The following is a 20,604-nucleotide window of genomic DNA, read 5'->3' as shown; positions in this document are numbered from 1 at the left end:
GATATCAACCTTGATTTTTTTGCCTGTCTATATACCCTTCTTACTTGAAGTTGCTAGGTTGTTGGCGTCGCTCATTCGCCCCAATTATATAGTACATCTATACTCATGGGGCCTCATTCACTTGCCGCTGACTAGCAACTCCAACTACTTTGGGTATACCTTTATTATTTTGTGTATAATAGATTTATCCTCTGACTGATAGTGCTCTATTATGCTCACAACACTGCCAAATTTCTCAACTCAACTATCTCCATTCCAAAGTGTTCCATCTATCACTATCGCATTTAGTGGTGGCGTTGATTCTCGCGTGCTATTACGTAATGTCTCTCTGTGGGCGAAAGAGAATGATTGTTTAGATCGAGTCAATGCGGTGTATATCCATCATGGATTAAGTGTAAATTCAGAAATTTGGGCTGAAAAGTGCCAACTATGGGCTGAAGATGAAGGTATCATCTGTTATGTGGAGAGAGTTGATGTTTCACAAGATAAAGGCGTCAGTGTCGAACAAGAAGCGAGAAATGCACGTTATCAAGCCTTAACTCCTTATGTTAAGCCGGGTGGAATACTAGTAACAGGGCAGCATGCAGATGATCAAGTCGAGACCTTTATCCTTGCTCTTAAACGAGGTAGTGGGCCTGCCGGCTTAGCATCTATGCCTTATCAACTCTCTTTTGCTGAAGGACAAATTATTCGTCCGCTATTAACCTATAGTCGCCAAGAGATTGAAGTTTATGCGCAACAGCATAGATTACAATGGGTCGAAGATGAGAGTAATCAAGATAATAAATATGATCGCAATTTTCTCAGAAATACACTTATTCCACAATTCGTTGATCGTTGGCCGGGGTGGAAAAAAGCGGTTAATCGCACCGCTAAATTATGTGGTGAGCAAGAGCATTTATTAAATGAACTAACCGCAGATAAGTTACAACAGGCAATTTTTAAAGACGGTAGTTTGCAAATTGATTCGTTAGTTAGATTGAGTGATGCATTAAGTCGAAGACTTGTTCGCGATTGGATTAAACAGAAGAAGCAGCTTGAAAACAGCAATATTACTTTACCTAGTGAGGCACAACTCCAACAAATATTTCATTCAGTGATTGATGCTAAACCTGATGCAAATCCTCAAGTATGCTGGGGCGATATTCAAGTAAGGCGTTATCAAAATCGTTTGTATATTGTTGAAAATTTGCCTTCTATTGAAGATCTCGTCATTGATATACAGTTAGATAAATGGGTCAGGTTGCCGGAAAATTTAGGTGAGATAAGGCTACAGCATCGACCATTTGGTGATGGAAACTTAAGATTGCCGATTGAACTTAATGAGGAGACTCAAACCGCGTTAAGTCCGATAACGATTCGTTTTAATGGCTCTGGTATCGCGATTAAACCTGTAGGGCGGCAAGGAAAAAGAAAACTGAAGAAACTGTATCAAGAATATGGGGTGCCAAGTTGGTTAAGAAAAAGAACACCACTGCTTTTTTATGGTGAAAATTTAGTTTCTGTCGCCGACTTATTTGAAAATAGTGCTTTTGTTGGTCTAGACTGTCAGTTATATTGGAGAAGAACTATTTGTGATACAAAAGAGTAGTTTACTATCAAACTTAATAAAGGGAACTTATGAAAAAGCTAATTACAGCCGCAGCTCTATCCGCTCTACTTTCTTTTACTGCCTCTGCCGCCGATATTGAAGCGGGTAAAGCTAAATCATTAGTCTGTAGTGCATGTCATGGACCAAGTGGTGTTGCTGTTATTCCAACGTATCCTAATTTGAAAGGACAGCATGAGGCATATATTAAATTAGCACTTCATGCATATAAAAATAAAGAGCGTACTGGTGGGCAGGCGGTTATTATGCAAGCTCAAGCCGGCTTATTAAGCGATACAGATATTGATAATCTAGCCGCTTATTATTCAAGTTTAAAGTAATTATTTAAGCCATACCTAAAGTAATTGGAGTTGCTAGTAGGCGAATGAGTACAGCCAACAACCTAGCGACTTCAAGTAGGAAGGGTATAAAAGTAATTACGTAAACTTAAAGTAACGTTTGATCATTATGATTGAAGAAAAAAGCCGGTCGCAATAATCTCATTCGATTAGGTTATTGCTACTGGCTTTTATTTTTTAGGATAATAATCGAGGTGATTAATTATCTTTGCAATCACTAAATATCTTTATGGTCACTAATCAAGAGGTTGGCTGCGGCATAAGCGGCTTGTTCTCTTAACTCTAAAGCGATGTTCTCATCACTTGCTACACGGTTTAGCGCTCGAATTGCACAGCCGATAGATTTTGGCATATACCCTTGTTCGCCACTTCCAATTAATGCATATTGAATACGGATCATCTCACAGCAATCAGCTAAATTCATATATTAACTCTCTTTAATTATATTTATATATCGTGTGATATTAGCAGGAGTTATTCTATATTTTAAATTAATTCTATATTTTTAAAAAAGCACGGAGTTCAGTTTCTCTATTCATCGCATCAGTAAAACCAATATTGATTAATGCCTTAATATAATCAGGTTCAAAAAGAAGATAACTGGTTAGCGCAGCATCATCTTTTGGACTAATACCTAGTAGTGTTAATAAGCCTCGGACTGCTGGCGGTAAAGAGGGATAGTAACCGACTGCATAGCGATCAAATGAGACAGAAGGGCTAAGAATGAAGGTTTCAATCTCTTTTCTGCTAGCATGTTTTCTAACCTGTTTAGGCATCTCCGCTAATAGTTTATTGGTTTTTAACAAATTATCATGATCAGCTGATAGGGTATCACTAAAAACGGCATCCATTAAATGACCTGATATTTTCGCCAATCCCGGTGGATCTTGTGGGCGTTGCTTATTAAGCTTCGATGTTGTTTGATCGATGATTAATATTTTTTCTGCCCCCATACGAATTGCAGGCTGTAAGGGAGCAAGTTGGTGAATAGAACCATCACCATAGTAATGTTGGTTTAATTTTTGAGCTGGGAAAATCAAGGGTATAGCAGAAGAGGCCAAAAGGAATTCATTGTTAATTCTTGCTCGACGCCCTTTTGCTCTTGGGCGATCCCAAGGCTGAATATCTTCGTTGCCTTGATAGAAACAGACCGATTTCCCGCTGTAATAACTTGACGTATTAATGGCTAAAGCATCTAACTGTTTTGTCGCAATTTGTTGTTCTAAACGGCGATAATTTACAACTTCATTTAGCAGCTCTAGTAGTGGGCTATTATCGAGTAGGCTAAATGGTGGAGGGGTATAATAATCTGCTTTTACACGAGCCAACCACTGTTTCATTATATGTTTACTTACACCCGTCGGAGATGAGACCAGTATATTCTCAGAGTGAAGACGAGACCAGAGCCAGTGAAGTTTCTTAACCCCTAAACGAAAACTCGAATTATAACAAGCAATCGCCGTCGCATTAATTGCGCCAGCAGAAGTGCCGCTATAGATTGAAAAAGGACTTTGATGGATTCGAGGGTACCATTGAGAGATCGCTTGCATCGCGCCCACTTGGTAAGCGGCACGAGCTCCTCCCCCCATTAATACTAACCCTAACTTATCAGCCATAAAATCCTTTCCGTTTCAGATTACTATTTAAATATAGACCCGAAATAGCGGTTTTTTATATTGCTAATTATTGATGATTAAATTGGATTAATTAATGTGAAGGTATATATAAAATATATACTTAAAATAATTGGCGTTGCTAGTCGGCGGCAAGTGAGTGAGGCCCCAAGAATATAAGTGTACTCTATGATTGAGGCGAGTGTAGCCAACAACCTAGCGACTTCAAGTCTGAAGGATATAGAGAATAAAAAAACCCACCGCAATATATTGTTATCAATAAAATACAATATTCGCGATAGGGTTTAATATTTAAATTAGAGAAGGATTAGCTCATTTGTGATTTGATGTAATCAACAATATTGTCCATCTCTACTGGTACTTTGTCGCCACCTTTACGTGACTTGTACTCAAATACGCCGTTATCCATGCTACGATCACCGATAACAACAGTATGTGGAACACCAATTAACTCTGCATCAGAGAACATCACGCCTGGACGCTCTTTACGGTCATCGAATAACACTTCAATACCTTGAGCCGTTAGGTCTTGGTATAGTTTCTCAGCTGCTTCTTTAACGCGCTCAGACTTGTGCATATTCATCGGTACGATAACCACTTGGAATGGTGCTAATGCTTCAGGCCAGATAATACCGTTTTTATCGTTATTTTGCTCAATAGCTGCAGCAACAACACGAGAAACACCAATACCGTAACAACCCATTTCAAGAATCGCACTCTTACCATTTGGACCCAGAACGGTTGCACCCATTTTTTCAGAGTAGTTATTACCAAGCTGGAAGATATGACCGACTTCGATTCCACGTTTTAGTTGAAGAGTCCCTTTACCACAAGGGCTTGGATCACCTTCGATCACGTTACGAAGATCTGCAACAGCAGTGAACTCCGCATCACGTTCCCAGTTAATATTGATGAAGTGCTTATCATCGATATTTGCACCGGCAGAGAAATTACTCATAACCGCAACTGAATGGTCAACAATGATTGGCATTGGTAACTTAACTGGGCCTAAAGAACCTGGTCCTGCATTTACTGCGTCACGGATTTCTTCTTCTGTTGCAAACTCAAGTGGAGAGGCAACCATTTCTAGATGCTCAGCCTTGATTTCATTTAGCTCATGATCACCACGAACAAGAAGCGCCACTAGTTCACAATCTGCATCTTCAGCCGCTTTAACAATTAATGTTTTGACTGTTTTCTCAATTGAGAGACCAAATTGCTCAACCAATTCGTTGATGGTTTTTGCATTTGGTGTATCAAGGTTTGCCATCTCAGCGGTTGGTGCAGTACGCTCAGTTGATGGTGCTACAGCTTCTGCTTTTTCAATGTTCGCTGCATAATCAGATTCAGTAGAGAAAGCAATCAGATCTTCACCACTTTCCGCAAGCACATGGAACTCATGGGAACCATTACCACCGATAGCACCGGTATCAGCTAGCACTGGACGGTAATCAAGCCCCATACGATCAAAAGCTTTACAGTAAGCCGTATGCATTGCTTGATAAGACTCTTCTAAGCCACTTTTGTCAAGATCGAAGCTGTAAGCATCCATCATAGAGAATTCACGGGCACGCATCACACCAAAGCGAGGGCGTCTTTCATCTCGAAACTTAGTTTGAATCTGATACAGGTTCAACGGTAGTTGCTTGTAAGAGTTTACTTCGTTTCGAACAAGGCTTGTAATCACTTCTTCAGCGGTTGGGCTAAGAATAAATGGACGTGTATGGCGATCGGTGAAGCGAAGTAGCTCAGCCCCCATTTTTTCAGAACGACCAGTCTCTTCCCACAGTTCAAAGGGCTGTACTACGGGCATTAAGAGCTCAACAGCACCAGCATTATTGATCTCTTCACGAACAATATTTTCGACTTTACGAAGAACACGCAAACCGGTAGGTAGCCAAGTATAAAGACCTGACGCCAATTTACGAACCATGCCTGAACGAAGCATTAGCTGATGGCTAACAATCTCCGCATCGTTTGGCGTCTCTTTCAGAGTTGAAAGGAGGTAGTGACTAGTACGCATCTAGAATATCCATTAGTTGAGAATTATTTGAGATTTACTTGAGTAAAGTATCACTTTGCACAATAAGAGCAAAAAAAGCACTAATTGGCTAGATTCTTTTTTATTGGCATTTGGTAGCTAATATTATAGCAAGGGCGCTATTTTACCAGTCAAATTTACTGCTCAAAAGGATTCGATATTAATTACTTCGATTTGTTGCTCATTTATACGAAATGTGACGTTAAAATCGAATAAATGCACCGCATACTCTTTTGTATCTGGCTTATTTTTCTTATAAGCAGGGCGTGGATCTTGAGCGAGTACTTCCATAATGACTTGTTGGTAGTAACCGCAATGAGAGGTTGAGTTTAATTGCTGAAGGCTAGCAGAATTAAAAGTAACCGTTTTTAGCTCAGGTGCGTCACTGGCAAATCCTCCCTCAGCCTCTTCGATAATGTCAGAGTAGGGGATATAAGGTTTGATATCGATAATCGGGGTATTATCAACTAAATCGACACCACTCAAATGCAGAATCACTTGTCCCTCTTTTAACTCTACACGCTCTAATTTTACGGCAGACATACCAATGCTATTAGGGCGAAAAGTAGCACGACTAGCAAAAACGCCAATTCGTTGGTTTCCCCCTAAACGAGGCGGACGAACTGTTGGACGCCAGCCTTGTTCTAAGTTTTTATCAAACAGAAAAAGCAGCCACAAATGAGAGAACTGTTCGATTTCTCGTACTGACTCTGGTGTGTTTGCTAGACCTTCCAAAATTAATTGAGAATGAGCCGAAGGCACCAAATTAGGCTGTCGAGGAACGGCAAACTTCTCTTTGTAAGGGGTGTTGATATGTCCTACAGGGGTAATTGTATACTCATTCATCATCGTCGCTTTTTAAATGTCTTTTTTGATAAAAGAATTATGACATTAAATTTATAATCAGACGAATGAATCCTGCAGAGTAACTAAAAAATTCACTGCTAGACTTACAATAGTTTATTGGATTTTTAAAAGGTTAAAGATGGAACCCATTAAAGTCGGTGCATTTGTTTCATTTACAGTCGCAATACTTTTGCTTTTTGTTGGCAAACGGTGCATTAGTAAGTATGAAATACTGAGAAAATATAGCATTCCAGAGCCTGTTATTGGTGGTTTTTTGTGTGCCTTAACGGTGGCTGTTATTTATGGAGTGATGGATACAAAGATAACCTTTGAGCTTCCAGCCAGAGATCTTTTGTTGCTCTACTTTTTTGCCGCCATGGGATTGAATGCTAGTATTCGTTCATTACTCGATGGTGGAAAACCATTGTTAATGTTAATTATCCTTGCGGCTATTTATATCGTCTTTCAAAATAGCGTTGGAATGAGTATCGCTTATCTATTTGGGATGGATCCTAAAGCGGGATTAATGTCTGGATCGGTGGCATTAATCGGTGGTGTGGGAACAACATTAGCATGGGCGCCAACCTTTGTAGAACACCTCAATATTGAAAATGCGTTAGAGCTAGGAATTGCCAGTAATACGATCGGATTGATTTTTGCTTGTGTTATCGGTGGGCCAATCACTAATTACTTAATGAAAAAATATGCGATTGAAGGTAACGATGAGCACGACTTAGATGTGGGATCAACCCATGTTAATGAAGATGAACATATCTCCAGTTATAGTCTACTTTTTGCATGGTTACGTCTGAATATTGCGGTGATTTTTGGTTATGTTATTAATCATGGTTTAACGTATCTTAATATTGAATTGCCGATGTTTGTCTCTTGTCTGTTAGCGGGTATATTAATTGGTAATCGTACAGCGATTGTCTTTCCTAAGCCAAAAATAGAGGGCAGTGATCGTGGTTTATCGTTGATCTCTGATATTTGTTTGGGGATGTTTATTGTAATGGCATTGATGGATCTTAAAATTTGGGAACTGTCTGGAGTGATGGGGTATATCTCGGTTGTGATGGCAGCGCAGATCTTTATTACTATCCTGTTTACTATTGTGGTGGTCTTTAAATTGATGGGGAAAGATTATGAGTCCAGCGTCATCTGTTCAGGATTTGGTGGTATTACACTTGGTTCTACGGCTACTGCTATTGCAAATATGACAGCCGTAACCAAAGAGAATGGTAGCGCTAAAAAAGCCTTTTTGTTGGTGCCTTTAGTTTGTGGTTTCTTTGTTGATATATTGAATGCGATAGCGATTAACTTTTTTATTGCCTTATAAATTGGCTATATTTTCATTGTTATCAACCTAAAAATAAAAAGTCAGACGTTCTATTTTTATCCATAGAATTTCTGACTTTTTTAATTAATTATTTCTAGAATTAATTAAATTTATCAATTCAGCAACAGCCTATTAAGTCAATCATTGACATGTAATACTAATCCTCAATCTTTTTTAGCACCTCTTTTTTACTGATGCGACAGTATACCCAAGTAATTGGCGTTGCTAATAGGCGGCAAGTGAGTGAGGCCCCATGAGTCTAGATTTTCTATATGATTGGGGCGAATGAATATAGCCAACGACCTAGCAACTTCAAGTAAGAAGGGTATAACGCAGCCAATAATCTAGCAGCTTCAGATATGAAGAGTATAAAAGGTTATTAATAATATTTGTAATCAATATGAATAAGTAAACAACTTAACTAATTAATCATGAGGGATTATTAATGTTTATTTCATATATAAAAAAATTATCATTTATTAATTTAGCAGCAATTTTAGTGGCAGCCCCTTTTTTGGTTTCAGCTGAGACATTAAAGGAATTCCAAGTCTCTTTACCCTCTCATAGTACCTTAAAAGTGTTATATGACTTTAATGATGAAGGGTTAGATAATGTTAGCCAACGGGGACATCAAAATACTGACATTAAATCGAGATCAAAAAATATCACTCAGGTGGATAATGAAGAATTGATGCCCGGTAAGGCGATTGCGTTTTCATTACCTGACTCAAGTTTAGTGGTAAATAATATCTTCTCTGATATTGAGCATACCGTTTCTTTCTGGCTCAAGCTTGATGCTCTTCCTGAAAAAGGGCAATTACAATCTATCTTTGAAGGCTCAAATTGGAGTGCGAGACGATTGCCTGTCATGTTATTGACCGATGAAGGGCAGCTTCAAATGTGGTCAAAACCTCGATTTCAGAAGATCAAAGAGGCAAGATTACTCTTTGAGACCGATCAAAAAGGGTTGATCGAAACCGGTAAATGGACGCACTTTACTTACTCATCAGATAGAGATAAATCTTCTCTTTATATTAATGGTAAAAAAATCATTGAGGGAGAATCCGCACTAACGGCTTTTCAACGATTGCGGTTTGGCGTGGTTGATGATCCCAAAGAGCAAGTTAACTCATTTAAAGGGGCATTGGATAACTTAACGGTCTTTCGAGGACGTTTAGATCAAGCGCATATTGATCGAATTTACAGCAGTGGATTTAAACAACAAGAGTCTCCGCTTTCTGCCGCCCTACCTAACCCATCAAATACCCTAGAAAATGTTCAATTAACTCAGAAAACACTGACATGGACAGTAGATTCGCTCTTTATGGGCACTCAAAATCCAAAATTTAGACTGCAGCTAAGTAAGAGTCGTGATTTATCTTCCCCTCTGGTTAATGAGCTCATTGACAATAATGCTGAAACAGAGACGTTTGAGTATTCATTACCAGATAATATCAAGTTAGAACCAGAAACAACTTATTATTGGCGAGTCGATTATGATGGGGCGCCTTTTATCAATGAAACTTGGCAGTTTAAGACTGAAGCGCTGAAAACGGATAAGTTAGATACCGTTTCTGTGATGGCGTGGAATATCTTTGAAGGTGGACAGCTGGTGGATCCTGTTCATGGTCATCGCTTTATGGCTGAAATCATATTACAAAATAATGTCGATATTATTACTCTTCAGGAGCCAAAAAACATCGATAATGTAAAACGTGTCGCTGATAAATTAGGTTTCTATTACTCTTTTGGTGAAGGGAATGAGTATACAACTGCGATTATTAGTCGTTATCCAATTACTCAGTTTTATGATGCAAAAGATAGAAATACGGCATATCAAGTACAATTAAATGATGAAAAAGCATTAGATATCTACTCTGTTCATCTTAAACCTTCTCCTGATGTCGCCTTTAATTTGGCGAATAAGGAGTTCAGTGATCAAGATTTGATTATGCAGGATCAAGATGATGAGAAGTGGAATAAAAAAGGCAGAGTCGGTGAAGTTGAATTACTATTGAGTGTCATTGATGAGCGAGCGAAAACCATTAATCATCCGATTATTTTAGCGGGTGATTTTAACACCTTATCGGCACGAGATTTTACCGAACAGAATAAAGATCATTATCAAGGACGCAGTAATATTAATTGGCCGTCGATCTCCCTCTTAGAGAGCCAAGGAGGATTTGTTGATAGCTATCGAGTGCTAAATCCGAGTGCAGATGGTGAGTTAGGGCTCACATTCTCCCCATTCTTTATTTCAAGTTCACCCCCTGTTCGCATTGATTATACGTTCCATAAAGGCAATGAAATTACGCCAGTAGAAAGTTTCACCAATGAAAAGACTCATCCGGTACTTTGGACATCTGATCATGCTGGTGTAGTCACTCGTTATAAGATAACCCCTTAATATAGGATGTTGATATCGCTTTCAAAATCAATGTTATAAACTTAATCCTCACAAGAGGGTGATAAAAACAGCCATTCTTGATGATGGCTGTTTTCTTTTATATCGGGTGACGTTTTGATAGAGAGAGCCGTTATATTATTGCTTAATATGGTGTTATCGATTGGATTAGCTTCTTTTTATAATAGAGGTTTCCTAAGTAAATCAAAACGGCGGAAGCCATACATAATCCCACCATATTAATAACAGAGGTTGATGTACCATCAAATAGTCCGCTACTTACATCAATTAAAATAGCGACAACCACTAAACGAATCGCGGTGACTAGTGAAGCGCTAACACCGGTTTGATCAGGGCAAGCATCCATCGATTTAGCAAAGAATATTCCGATACAAAAGCCTGCTCCAAATGAGTAACCCGTCATGACGGCGGTAATAATCAAGGGAGAACTTTGTAATGATGAGGGTAAAAGAACAAGTGCCATGGTGGCTATCGACATTAAACATAAGCCAATATTCTTCATTCTCTCTGAGCCAAAGCGGTCAATCAAGCGACCACTATTAACACTGGAAAGAACAAAAGAGACCAATAAGGCGACTTGATAATAGGGGAATGTATTTTCATTCACATTTAAATAGTTAATAAATAGAATCGACATATTGGATACGAAAATAATGTACCCTGAAAACATAAAGCTGACGATCATACAGTTAGTCCAAAAGTCACCACTCTTTAATACGATTTTATAATCATTAGAGATTGTTTTCATTGATAAGGGTTTTCTTTTTTCTTCGACTAATGTTTCTGGCAATAAAATATAGCTCATTGCGCCAGTAACTAACGTTAATACCGCGATAAATAAGAAATTATAATGGTATCCAAATGTTAGATTGATCCAGCCACCAAGCATTGGTGCAAAAGCCAAAATGCTCACCACTAAACTATTTAAGTCACCAATGACTTTTGCTGCTTTATCTGAAGTGAAGCGATCAAATATCATCGCAGAGCCAACAATCATACAAGCGGCACTACCAAAACCTTGAATAAAACGAAACACGATTAAGGTTTCAATGGTATTGGCAAAGACACAACCAAAGCTAGCAATAATAAAAATGAGATAACCAACATTAAGGATCTTTTTTCGGCCAAAAGAGTCAGATAAAGGGCCATAAACTAATGATGACAAACAGATACCGAGAAAGTTAAAACTCAATATCCGTTGGATCATTACTTCATTCGTATTATAAGCCACCATCATATCGGGAAAGGCTGGCAAGTAAATATCAGTTTCCATTGCAGCAGCAAGAAATACAATGGTAATTAAGAAGCGAAATGTCCCTTCGCTAGTTTGTTGTTTATTCATAAACTCTCTTTTATCGTCCCAGATCTTCAGGCGCTATAATTAGTTATTTTTAATAGTTATAAGCAAAGTAAGCTTGGATTATACCTTTCTTATTTTATGTTACTATCCCCTTCTTACTTGAAGTTGTTGGTTGTTGGCTACGTTCGTTCGCCTCAATCATATAGCGCACCTATATTCATGGGGCCTCACTCACTTGCCGTCTACTAGACACTCCAATTAACTTTGAGATCTTTTCGATTAAAAACAAAAAAGCTCATCGACTTTTTATTCGAAGTCGATGAGCTGTTATTAATTTAAGGTGATTGCTATGGTTTAAATTTTATTCAACAAAAAATGAGATAATCTCCTCTTTATTATCTGCAGTTATTTTCATGATAACTTCAACGGGTAAAGTGGACGAATGAATCGTGCCTGTTGCAATATAGATACCTTGATCAACAACAGGAGCATGATTTAAACCAGTACCAGACATTTCTTGAGCTTTGAAGGTCGTTGCGCCACCGACATCAATCATCACAAAATCACCATGCTCAAAATAATTGTCATCCGCTTTTTTAAACTCTTGTAATTCAATAATGGCTGCTGTTTCTGGTGGCGTAGTCTCTTTTATTTGATGAGAAAGCCTAAATGACGCACGGCTATCTTTTGAGTTAAAGTAGTTTGGTGAGCCATCTTGGAAATACATATAATGGTTCATTTCAGCATGCCAAGCACCAATAAATAGGTTACTTGTGTGATTAACTTGATAGTAACCATTCACATCAGCAGCAAGGATTGATGGGTAATTGGTTAAGTTTTTATCAGTAATCTCAATTGAATGCGTAGTATGTACCTCACCATATTTATTCAACACTTCAAAAATAACAAAATCACCTTCAGAAACATTGAACTGAGGATTGAACTCACCACCTTGGATAAGATTTTGTTCTGACTCTGGTTCAGGATCGGGAATCGGTGGTGTCACGGCATCATTAACGACAGTAATATCACTACAGTTATAGAAACCTTCACCAACGGCATCAATACGTTGCCAGCGTGAGAAAAAGATGTGATCACCAGACCGGTTGGAAGGAATCGTCACTTGAGTTGAATAGTTAGCACTGACCGAACCAGATGACTCATGAATTAATTCAAGATCATCCCAACCTAATCCATCTTCGTGATTCCAACCTTGTTTGGTCATATAAAACTGCCAAAAACTTGGATTATGTGGGGCTGTTGCATTAAATGTGTAGGTAAAGACGCCCGGTGCCATCTCTGTGCGTGTCCATGCATCAAAATCAGTTTCAGAACTCATGCCTGATTTACGGCTGTCATTTGCGTGACACAACGTTCCATTCGGAATCATAGCCTCAACAGTGGCTTGATTATTGTAGTCAGGAATATTGATAGAGAACTCATTACGCTGAACAAATGGATAAGAACCGGATTCATTTTTTGCTGTTTCACACCCTTTAGAGGGCGGGGTACCATACCAAATTCCCCCTTGTTGATAACAGACAGATTGGCGAGCTTCTGGATAAGTACTCCAACCATGAGCTTGAGTATCACCAGAATGTAAAGCTGAAAATATTAATGCTGAAAGTGGTGCTAGAGATAATAAAGAACGTTTCATTAAATAAACTCCATTTTAATTAAAATCATATAGTTAATGTTTAAATATTATTTTTTATGCTTATCAGAAATGAGCGATAAATAATTTACCATGGTGAATATGTATATTTAACTATAATATTCTTATTTATAAATTTTTATTATTTACATTTTGTGTTTAAGTGTTTCACTTGTTTATGAATTTTTTCTTATTCTTAAGTTTTTATTAATCGATTGTTTTAAATGTATTTTTTAATTTTTCATTTTTACTGTGTTATATTTGTGTATGTATATCATCAAATGATGGGTTTATTTAATAAATCCATTTTCTTTGCTTTTATTTATATTCTTAAGGGGATAAGTGTAAGAGTGAAATAATAACTATGGTAGTAAATATAATGAATAAAAGGAATATTCTTTCTTTTCCAGAATTATCTGGATTATCTTTATCAATACTTTCTTTATCGATAATAACGTTATCAACGATTAGTTTTCCAAGTCTTAGTTCAATGATGATTAATGAGTGGCAAGCGAAAAGTTATTTAGGTGATGAAGAGGTTTGTTACGATCAAGTACATTACCGAGCTAAATGGTGGGTTGGAGCCACAGATATCCCATCAGTTGATGCGGCTCAGCTGCCAGTTGAATCTGGATGGGGTGCCACAGCTTGGTTGCCTCTTATTGAATCAAACCTGTGTATCAATTCTGAACAAGAGGATGTACAACAACCCCCACAAGAGGTGCAATATAAAGTCAATCGACGATTAGAGGTTGAACTAACACAGAGTGAAGCTAAACAAGTTCATCGTGATTATCTAACTTTAACCGATAATCAAAAACTACCAATCGTCCCTGATCTTATTCGATTAGATAATATTGAGATTAAAGCAGGTCAATTAATCAATAAAACCCCTTATCGTTTAAATGAAATTTATCTTCAATCTAAAGGGAATATCTATCGTTTAGAACTAACGCCTTCTTTGGATGCTTATTCTTTGGCTACTTTGCCAGCTTATTGGCATCAAGCTGAATTTATTCACTCACAATCTATTGCTAATTCAATCATCAATTATCGAGGTGAAAGAGGAAATAGTAGCCAAACCAGTAACTCTAACTATCTGAATAAAATAGAAAGAGACAATGCAGAACGAGCGCATATTTATGAGCGTTATATGATGAATCATCCTAATATGTTGGATGAAGTCTATCAACGTTTAAATCTTATTTGTGAAGATAATCGAAAGTGCTTTAATTATCGCGGTGGTACAGAGAAATACGCCATTGATACTTATTTTGCTAAATCAATTTCTGGTGTTACGACGACCCTATGGATGGATAGCGATATTTGGGGAATTGCCACGGGAGGTCCCCTCAATCAGAAAGAGAGTCATGCGGAACAACAATTTTCAACAGTTTGGATGCACCCTGAATTAATGGAGTACATCAATACAGGAACTCATTTAAAACAAATTGAAGGTGCACAAGCGTTAATGCATGAGATTTATCATAATTATGGCTTCAGTCATGATTCAGGTTGGGCTTCAACCAAAGGTATCGATGATCTCTTTGGCGAAAAATTTGTGAACTATTATCGCGCTGACATTGATAAAGACTATATTCCATCTGAGTTATTGGTTATCGATAAGTATGACGCTGAAAGCAATCGCTATCAATTTGAACTCTATGGTGAAAGTAATAATATTAATCTTAGGTTATTAAGTACAACAGATCTGGATGTTGAAGTGACTGAAAGTGGCACTCATCAAGTTAGTATTCAATTTTTACAACAGCCCAAAGCAGATGTTTATGCCTCCTTTTATACTGATACAGGTCAGCAGATGGCAACGGTGCCACTTAATTTTGTAACTGAAATCAATACGCAGCCGGCTTTAGAGAGCTTTAATGAGCAGATTGTCCGTTACCTAGAATCAAGTCCAATCGTTTATGTGACAACCGTGGATGGCTCATGGGTAAAAGATTTTCATTTACCAACGCTGGGTGTAGAAGTAGGTCAAGAGGTTCACTTTACTCGTCATGCGGGTTATGCCTCTTATGTCCATTATAATGGTCAAGATAAAGAAACCTTAATAAAAGATAAAACGACGATGTTTCGATTTAATGGGGAAGATTGGAGTCAGATTAATTAATTCAAATGATTTTAAATATAGGATAAAAAAGATAAGCAGAACATCATGTTGTGCTTATCTTATTGGTGCAATGTAAATTAAATATAAATCAATCTATTTCCAGAATTTAGCTGGGAAGTTGATAAACGGAAACATTTAACAAAGCCATTATCCGCACAGTTAAATAGACCTAATTGAACACCATCAATCTCTTTCGTGACATTAAAGAAACCTAATTGTACTGCTGAGTTTTCAGAGACATTACCAAAACCAAAATCAACTAAAGTGTGGCCTTTTGAATAGTTCATTGCGGCGATATTGATGCCGGTAACATTGTTGGTCATATTAAATAGACCCAAGTTTACTCCGTTGGTTTGTCCGGTGTTCCAGTTAAAGGTTCCAAGAGATACACCCGTCATGCTGTTATTGATTTTTGAGGAACCAAATAGCAAACCAAAGTTCAGACCAACAGTATTATCCGTTTCAGACATACCTAAAATAGAGACATCAATCCCTTTTAGATCTGAAACTGTACCACGTAGCACAGCTAAACGAACCCCTTCGACTTCTTGAGCATCAGGTGTATTGTAATTAATGGTAGAAAACATCGCCGGAGCCGTTTCTGCCACCGCTAATGGGGAAGCGAGCAAGAGAGTTGCTGCTAATGTGTGTTTTAATTTATTCATTATTATATTTTTAAACTTCACAATTAATAAAAAGAGTTTAAAAATTATAGCCAACTATCTTTTATTTTTTAGTCCTAAGTAGGTATTTAAGCGATGACTCAGAAAGATAAAAAATTGATTAGCGATTAACAATATGATCTCTATTCAATTTATTTTTATGCAAAGTACGATTTTGTCCTGTTAACATAATAGAGCCATTATCCAACAATTCGATTAAGTTGAGAAATAATGGCTCTACTTTTTTGGTTTAACTTATCTTACCTAAAATAATTGGAGCTGCTAGTAGGCGGCGAATGAATATCACCAACAACTTAGCAACTTCAAGTAAGGCGGTATAGCTTAAAGAGGGAAGTTAATGATAGGGAAACATTTTAAGAAACCATTATCAGCACAGTTTAATAAACCAATTTGAACACCATCAATCTTCTTAGTCATGTTAAAAAAGCCAAATTGCACGGTAGATTCTTGAGATATATTGCCTAAACCAAAATCAACTAAGGTGTTACCTTCAGAATAGTTAATCGTACCAAAATTCAAACCTTTTACATTATTGGTCATATTGACTAAACCAAAGTTTAAACCATTAGTTTGACCTGTATTCCAGTTAAATAGACCTAATGACGCACCGGTCATGCTGGTATTAACTTTTGATGCACCAAAAAATAGACCGAAGTTAAGACCCGTTGTCGTATTCGTTTCAGACATCCCTAAAATAGAAAAGTCGACCCCTTTTAACTCTGAGACTTCACCATGTAGCATGGCTAAGCGAACACCTGATACTGAACTCTTAGCTGGAGCATTAAAGCCGTCCACACTAGAGAACATCGCACCAGCAGAGTCAGCCATGGCTAAAGGTGAGGATAAAAGTAGAGCTGCCGCTAAAGTCCGTTTAATTGTCTTCATTTTTATATCCTATTGATAATATTATTCATATTAGAGTAGTCTATATTTATTCTAATTTTCATATTTTTTATGATTTTGTCTACTAAGTATGTATAGCGTTGAACTCATTATTATTAAGATTGAGTTCAATCTGGTCAAGTTGTTGCCAAAAAAATTCAGCATTTTTATGTAGTTTTAAACTATTGCGATATAAGCGAATTTGATATGGAATTTGGTAACTATCAGGGTCAATGGCAGTCAATTTTCCTTCCATTAACTCAGTATTAATTAAAACATCAGGAAGCCATGCAATGCCTTGGCCCGAAAGTACGAGTTCTTTTTGTAATTGGCAAAGAGAGGTTTCGAACACTGGATAAGTATTTAATTTTTTACTCTCAGCGACATAAGTATCTAATGCTCTAGCACCATACGAATTTTGACTGTACTCAATCATAGGAATTTTTTTATTCTGATAGGGAGTAAATAAAGGTTTATTGTGATTATCGTTGGCGGTGACTAAAAGAAAATGACCTTTACCTATATATTTATGCTCAAATGGGGTTTGTAACAACTTTTCATTATCAAAACCTAAATAGAAGTCACAATGAGAATTAGATATAGCCTTAATCGCTTCATTGACCCTTAAAATGTCAATAATCATTTTATGTTGATATATTGATTGATATTGATTGATGATCTTTAAAAGTGGAAAGGATGATAGTGTGTGGGGAGCCGCTATTTTAATTGGTTGAGAAGGACTACTTTCTTCGCCATTTATCTTTTTAATTCCCTCATCTAATTGAGATATTATATTTTTTGCAACAAGTTGAAACTGCTTCCCTTCCGATGTTAATTTTATTGGTGTTCGGCTTCTATCAATAAGTTGCTGACCAACCATCTCTTCTAAGGCTTTAATATGTCGGCCAAATGCGGGTTGTGTAATATTTCTTAATTTTGCAGCATGGGAAAAATTTCGGACTTCTGACAACACTAAAAAGTCTTTTAACCACTTTATATCCATTTTTAACTCTCCATGCTTTCAAGAAAAGATAGTGATGCCATTCTAGCATTGTCTGTGCATTATTGGCATTTCACAATTTGTTGAATATCAATGATACTCGTATGATGAAAACTGATTATGAGCAAAGGAATGGACAAAAAAAGTTTAACCATGGATGAATTTTTTCATCAAATCCCTAAAGTTGATCTTCACTATCATTTACTTGGTGGAGTGAGAATGGAGACGATGCTTGATTTTGCCAACAAGTACGGGGTTCAATTAAGTGAAGATGAAGCAAAGTGTTATTATCGTGCATATCAACATGAAACGCCGACGACAAAAGGAGGAATAGAGGCATTAACTTTCTTATACCAGTTAATGAAAGAACCTGAAGATTATTGTCGAGTTCTTAATGAAGTTGCAGAAGATGCCGCTGAAAGTCATATTAAATATATTGAAACCTTTTGGAACCCTTCCGATACGACACTTGATTATAAAGTTGTCACTAACGCTTTGATTAAAGCCATAGATGATATTGAGGAAAAACACTCAATTATTATTCGCTTAATCCCATCGATTAATAGAGAAAAATCACCGGAAGAAGCGATAACCATGGTAAAGGCGATGATTGATAATCCTCATCCGTATGTACTTGGTATTGGCATTGATTATAAAGAACAAAATTCACCGGTAGAACATTACTGGAAAGCTTATCAATTAGCGCAAGAGTTTGGTTATAAAACAACAGCACACTGTTCTGAGTTTGGTTTACATTGGCGAAATGTTGAAAGTGGTATTGAGTTGATCAATGTCGATCGAATCGATCATGGTTATACAATTATTGATAATGCAGAGTTAACTGAGAAATATGCTCAAGAAGGCATCCCTTTTACTGTTATACCTTCAAATACATATTATCTGAAACAATGGCCTGATTATCATGAGTGGGTATCTCAACACCCAATTCGCGAAATGGCTGAGGCTGGACTTGTTATTATCCCATGTACGGATGATTGGCACATTCATAATACGACGGGTGCCAATTGTTATCGTGTTATGTGTGAAGATTTTGGCTTTGATTTAGATAGTATAAAACAACTCATGTTGAATGGAATTCAAGCAAGCTGGCTTTCTGATGAGAAAAAGAAACAATATATTCAAGATTGGAGTGTATTATTCGATCTTTTACGTAATCGTTTGCGTTCAGAGCCAACCTTAAAGAATGACAATGTGATTCATTATAAAACAAAGAATTTAAACTACTTCTTTGATTAAAAGGAATAAGAATATGGATATTGCACAAAAACAGAGTCAAAGCCTATTATCTAGGTTCTTTAAATTTGATGAAAATAAAACAGATTTAAAAACTGAAGTTATCGCAGGATTAACAACATTTGCTACAATGGCATACATGATTGCCGTTGTACCCGGAATGATGAGTAAAGGTGGAATCCCCTTTGAGAGTGCCTTTACTGTCACGATTATCATGACAATTATAACAACGATTGCTATGGGGATTTATACTAACAGACCTTTTGTACTCGCGCCGGGTTTAGGTAGTGTTGCCATTTTTTCATACACCCTTTTAGGGAATGATGTTCCGTTAAGTATTGCTTCTGGCATCGTATTTATTAGTGGTGTGTTATTTATGCTGGTCTCTTTTCTTGGTGTGAGAGACTTTATCGTTAAAATTATTCCACAGAGTGTCAAAGTTTCTGTTGGAGTTGGTATCGGCCTTTTTATTGCATTGCTAGGATTTAAGCAAGCTGGGATTGTTGTTGCAGATCCGAGGAAAAATGTTCTAGTTTTTGGTGATTTAGCGTCTTTAGAAGTTATCATTGCTCTAATTGGCTTTTTTACTGTTCTTTGGTTTACCTCTAAAAAGATACAAGGAGGTATTATTTTATCGGTATTGCTGATTACTCTAATTTGTCTTCCTTTGGGAATTACTTCTCTGCCATCTACCATGTTTAGTCTCCCTAGCTCTATCGATGGAATGTTATTTGAGTTAGATGTGTTAGGTGCATTAAACCCCGTATATTTGCCTTTCTTATTAGCTTTTTTTATTCCTGATTTCTTTTCTACCTTAGGGGCAATGCTCGGTATAGGTGGACAAGCGGGTTACTTAGATAAGAATGGTAACTTACCTGGCATTGAGAAAAACTTTCATGTTGATTCAACGGCGACAACCATTGGTGGTTTGTTTTCTTGTCCAGTATTAACAACGTATGTTGAGAGTTCTGCCGGTGTTGAAGCAGGAGGCCGAACTGGCTTTACGGCATTAGTTACTGCTGGTTGCTTTCTTTTAGCGTTATTCTTTTCACCTATTGCAGGAATGATCCCAACCGTCGCAACAGCACCTGTTTTGATGTATATCGGAATAACGATGATGAGCTCAATGAAGAAAATCAATTACGATGATATTACCGAATATTTACCCGCATTTGTCTGCGTCGTAATGAGTGTATTTAGCTTTAATGCAGGTAATGGTATTGCATCAGCGATGTTGGTTTATGCTTTCTTAAAAATAGCCACAGGACGTTATAAAGAAGATCATTGGTCTGTTTATGTTATCGCCGCGAGTATGATCTATTATTTTTATATTATATCAGCACATTAATCTTAAAAGAGCCTATACCAAAATTAATTGGAGTCGCTAGTCGGCGGCAAATGAATGAGGCCCCATGAGTATAGGAGTACTCTATGATTGGGGCGAATGAATATAGCCAACAACCTAGCAACT

General features: G+C 37.2%; 16 protein-coding genes. 7 read left to right on the top strand and 9 right to left on the bottom strand.

Features of this window, described 5'->3' with window-relative positions; all coding sequences use genetic code 11:
* Positions 1-211 precede the first annotated feature (211 nt).
* Positions 212-1,591, top strand: coding sequence for a tRNA lysidine(34) synthetase TilS (gene tilS, locus L0B53_RS18250; RefSeq protein WP_235060980.1), 1,380 nt, complete (start codon positions 212-214; stop codon positions 1,589-1,591).
* Between the two features lie 29 nt (positions 1,592-1,620).
* Positions 1,621-1,929, top strand: coding sequence for a cytochrome c (locus L0B53_RS18245; RefSeq protein ID WP_235060979.1), 309 nt, complete (start codon positions 1,621-1,623; stop codon positions 1,927-1,929).
* A gap of 235 nt (positions 1,930-2,164) precedes the next feature.
* On the opposite strand, the gene L0B53_RS18240 is transcribed toward L0B53_RS18245, so the two are convergent.
* The 4 genes from L0B53_RS18240 to tsaA form a co-directional block, all read right to left on the bottom strand.
* Positions 2,165-2,371, bottom strand: a complete 207-nt coding sequence (locus L0B53_RS18240) for a YaeP family protein (RefSeq protein ID WP_235060978.1) — start codon at positions 2,369-2,371, stop codon at positions 2,165-2,167.
* Between the two features lie 73 nt (positions 2,372-2,444).
* Complete coding sequence (locus tag L0B53_RS18235) at positions 2,445-3,563, bottom strand: patatin-like phospholipase family protein (protein WP_235060977.1); 1,119 nt, start codon at positions 3,561-3,563, stop codon at positions 2,445-2,447.
* A gap of 325 nt (positions 3,564-3,888) precedes the next feature.
* Entirely contained in the window at positions 3,889-5,604 is a 1,716-nt protein-coding gene (locus tag L0B53_RS18230) for a proline--tRNA ligase (protein ID WP_235060976.1), read from the bottom strand.
* A gap of 162 nt (positions 5,605-5,766) precedes the next feature.
* Positions 5,767-6,471, bottom strand: a complete 705-nt coding sequence (gene tsaA, locus L0B53_RS18225) for a tRNA (N6-threonylcarbamoyladenosine(37)-N6)-methyltransferase TrmO (RefSeq protein ID WP_235060975.1) — start codon at positions 6,469-6,471, stop codon at positions 5,767-5,769.
* A gap of 136 nt (positions 6,472-6,607) precedes the next feature.
* Here tsaA and gltS point away from each other — a divergent pair, with 136 nt between their 5' ends.
* Together gltS and L0B53_RS18215 are read left to right on the top strand one after the other, a co-directional pair.
* Positions 6,608-7,807 carry a sodium/glutamate symporter gene (gene gltS, locus L0B53_RS18220; protein ID WP_235060974.1) on the top strand — a complete coding sequence of 400 codons (1,200 nt, stop codon included), beginning with the start codon at positions 6,608-6,610 and terminating at the stop codon, positions 7,805-7,807.
* A 445-nt stretch (positions 7,808-8,252) separates the two neighbouring features.
* Positions 8,253-10,214 carry an endonuclease/exonuclease/phosphatase family protein gene (locus L0B53_RS18215; RefSeq protein WP_235060973.1) on the top strand — a complete coding sequence of 654 codons (1,962 nt, stop codon included), beginning with the start codon at positions 8,253-8,255 and terminating at the stop codon, positions 10,212-10,214.
* 142 nt (positions 10,215-10,356) lie between these two features.
* Here the strand turns inward: L0B53_RS18215 and L0B53_RS18210 are convergent, their stop codons facing one another.
* Together L0B53_RS18210 and L0B53_RS18205 are read right to left on the bottom strand one after the other, a co-directional pair.
* Positions 10,357-11,574 (bottom strand): multidrug effflux MFS transporter, encoded by a 1,218-nt coding sequence (locus L0B53_RS18210; RefSeq protein WP_235060972.1) that lies wholly within the window; start codon positions 11,572-11,574, stop codon positions 10,357-10,359.
* 319 nt (positions 11,575-11,893) lie between these two features.
* Positions 11,894-13,189, bottom strand: a complete 1,296-nt coding sequence (locus L0B53_RS18205; RefSeq protein WP_235060971.1) for a lytic polysaccharide monooxygenase auxiliary activity family 9 protein — start codon at positions 13,187-13,189, stop codon at positions 11,894-11,896.
* A gap of 376 nt (positions 13,190-13,565) precedes the next feature.
* Here L0B53_RS18205 and L0B53_RS18200 point away from each other — a divergent pair, with 376 nt between their 5' ends.
* Positions 13,566-15,314, top strand: a complete 1,749-nt coding sequence (locus L0B53_RS18200) for a hypothetical protein (protein WP_235060970.1) — start codon at positions 13,566-13,568, stop codon at positions 15,312-15,314.
* A 77-nt stretch (positions 15,315-15,391) separates the two neighbouring features.
* Here L0B53_RS18200 and L0B53_RS18195 read toward each other — a convergent pair whose 3' ends face one another.
* From L0B53_RS18195 to L0B53_RS18185, 3 genes are all read right to left on the bottom strand, one after another.
* The gene (locus tag L0B53_RS18195) at positions 15,392-15,979 is read right to left on the bottom strand and encodes a VC2662 family protein (protein WP_235060969.1); all 588 of its coding nucleotides are present in this window, start codon (positions 15,977-15,979) and stop codon (positions 15,392-15,394) included.
* Between the two features lie 339 nt (positions 15,980-16,318).
* Positions 16,319-16,882 carry a VC2662 family protein gene (locus L0B53_RS18190; RefSeq protein ID WP_235060968.1) on the bottom strand — a complete coding sequence of 188 codons (564 nt, stop codon included), beginning with the start codon at positions 16,880-16,882 and terminating at the stop codon, positions 16,319-16,321.
* An 82-nt stretch (positions 16,883-16,964) separates the two neighbouring features.
* Positions 16,965-17,882 (bottom strand): LysR substrate-binding domain-containing protein, encoded by a 918-nt coding sequence (locus L0B53_RS18185; protein WP_235060967.1) that lies wholly within the window; start codon positions 17,880-17,882, stop codon positions 16,965-16,967.
* A gap of 129 nt (positions 17,883-18,011) precedes the next feature.
* Here L0B53_RS18185 and L0B53_RS18180 point away from each other — a divergent pair, with 129 nt between their 5' ends.
* Together L0B53_RS18180 and L0B53_RS18175 are read left to right on the top strand one after the other, a co-directional pair.
* The gene (locus L0B53_RS18180) at positions 18,012-19,136 is read left to right on the top strand and encodes an adenosine deaminase (RefSeq protein WP_235060966.1); all 1,125 of its coding nucleotides are present in this window, start codon (positions 18,012-18,014) and stop codon (positions 19,134-19,136) included.
* 13 nt (positions 19,137-19,149) lie between these two features.
* On the top strand, positions 19,150-20,481 hold the full coding sequence (locus tag L0B53_RS18175; protein ID WP_235060965.1) for an NCS2 family permease: 1,332 nt from the start codon (positions 19,150-19,152) through the stop codon (positions 20,479-20,481).
* The last annotated feature ends 123 nt before the right edge of the window (positions 20,482-20,604 follow it).

Source organism: Vibrio sp. SS-MA-C1-2, assembly GCF_021513135.1.
Classification (GTDB): Bacteria; Pseudomonadota; Gammaproteobacteria; order Enterobacterales; family Vibrionaceae.
The sequence above is the reverse complement of the archived record's forward strand: the minus strand, read 5'-3'. Positions and strand labels throughout refer to the sequence as shown.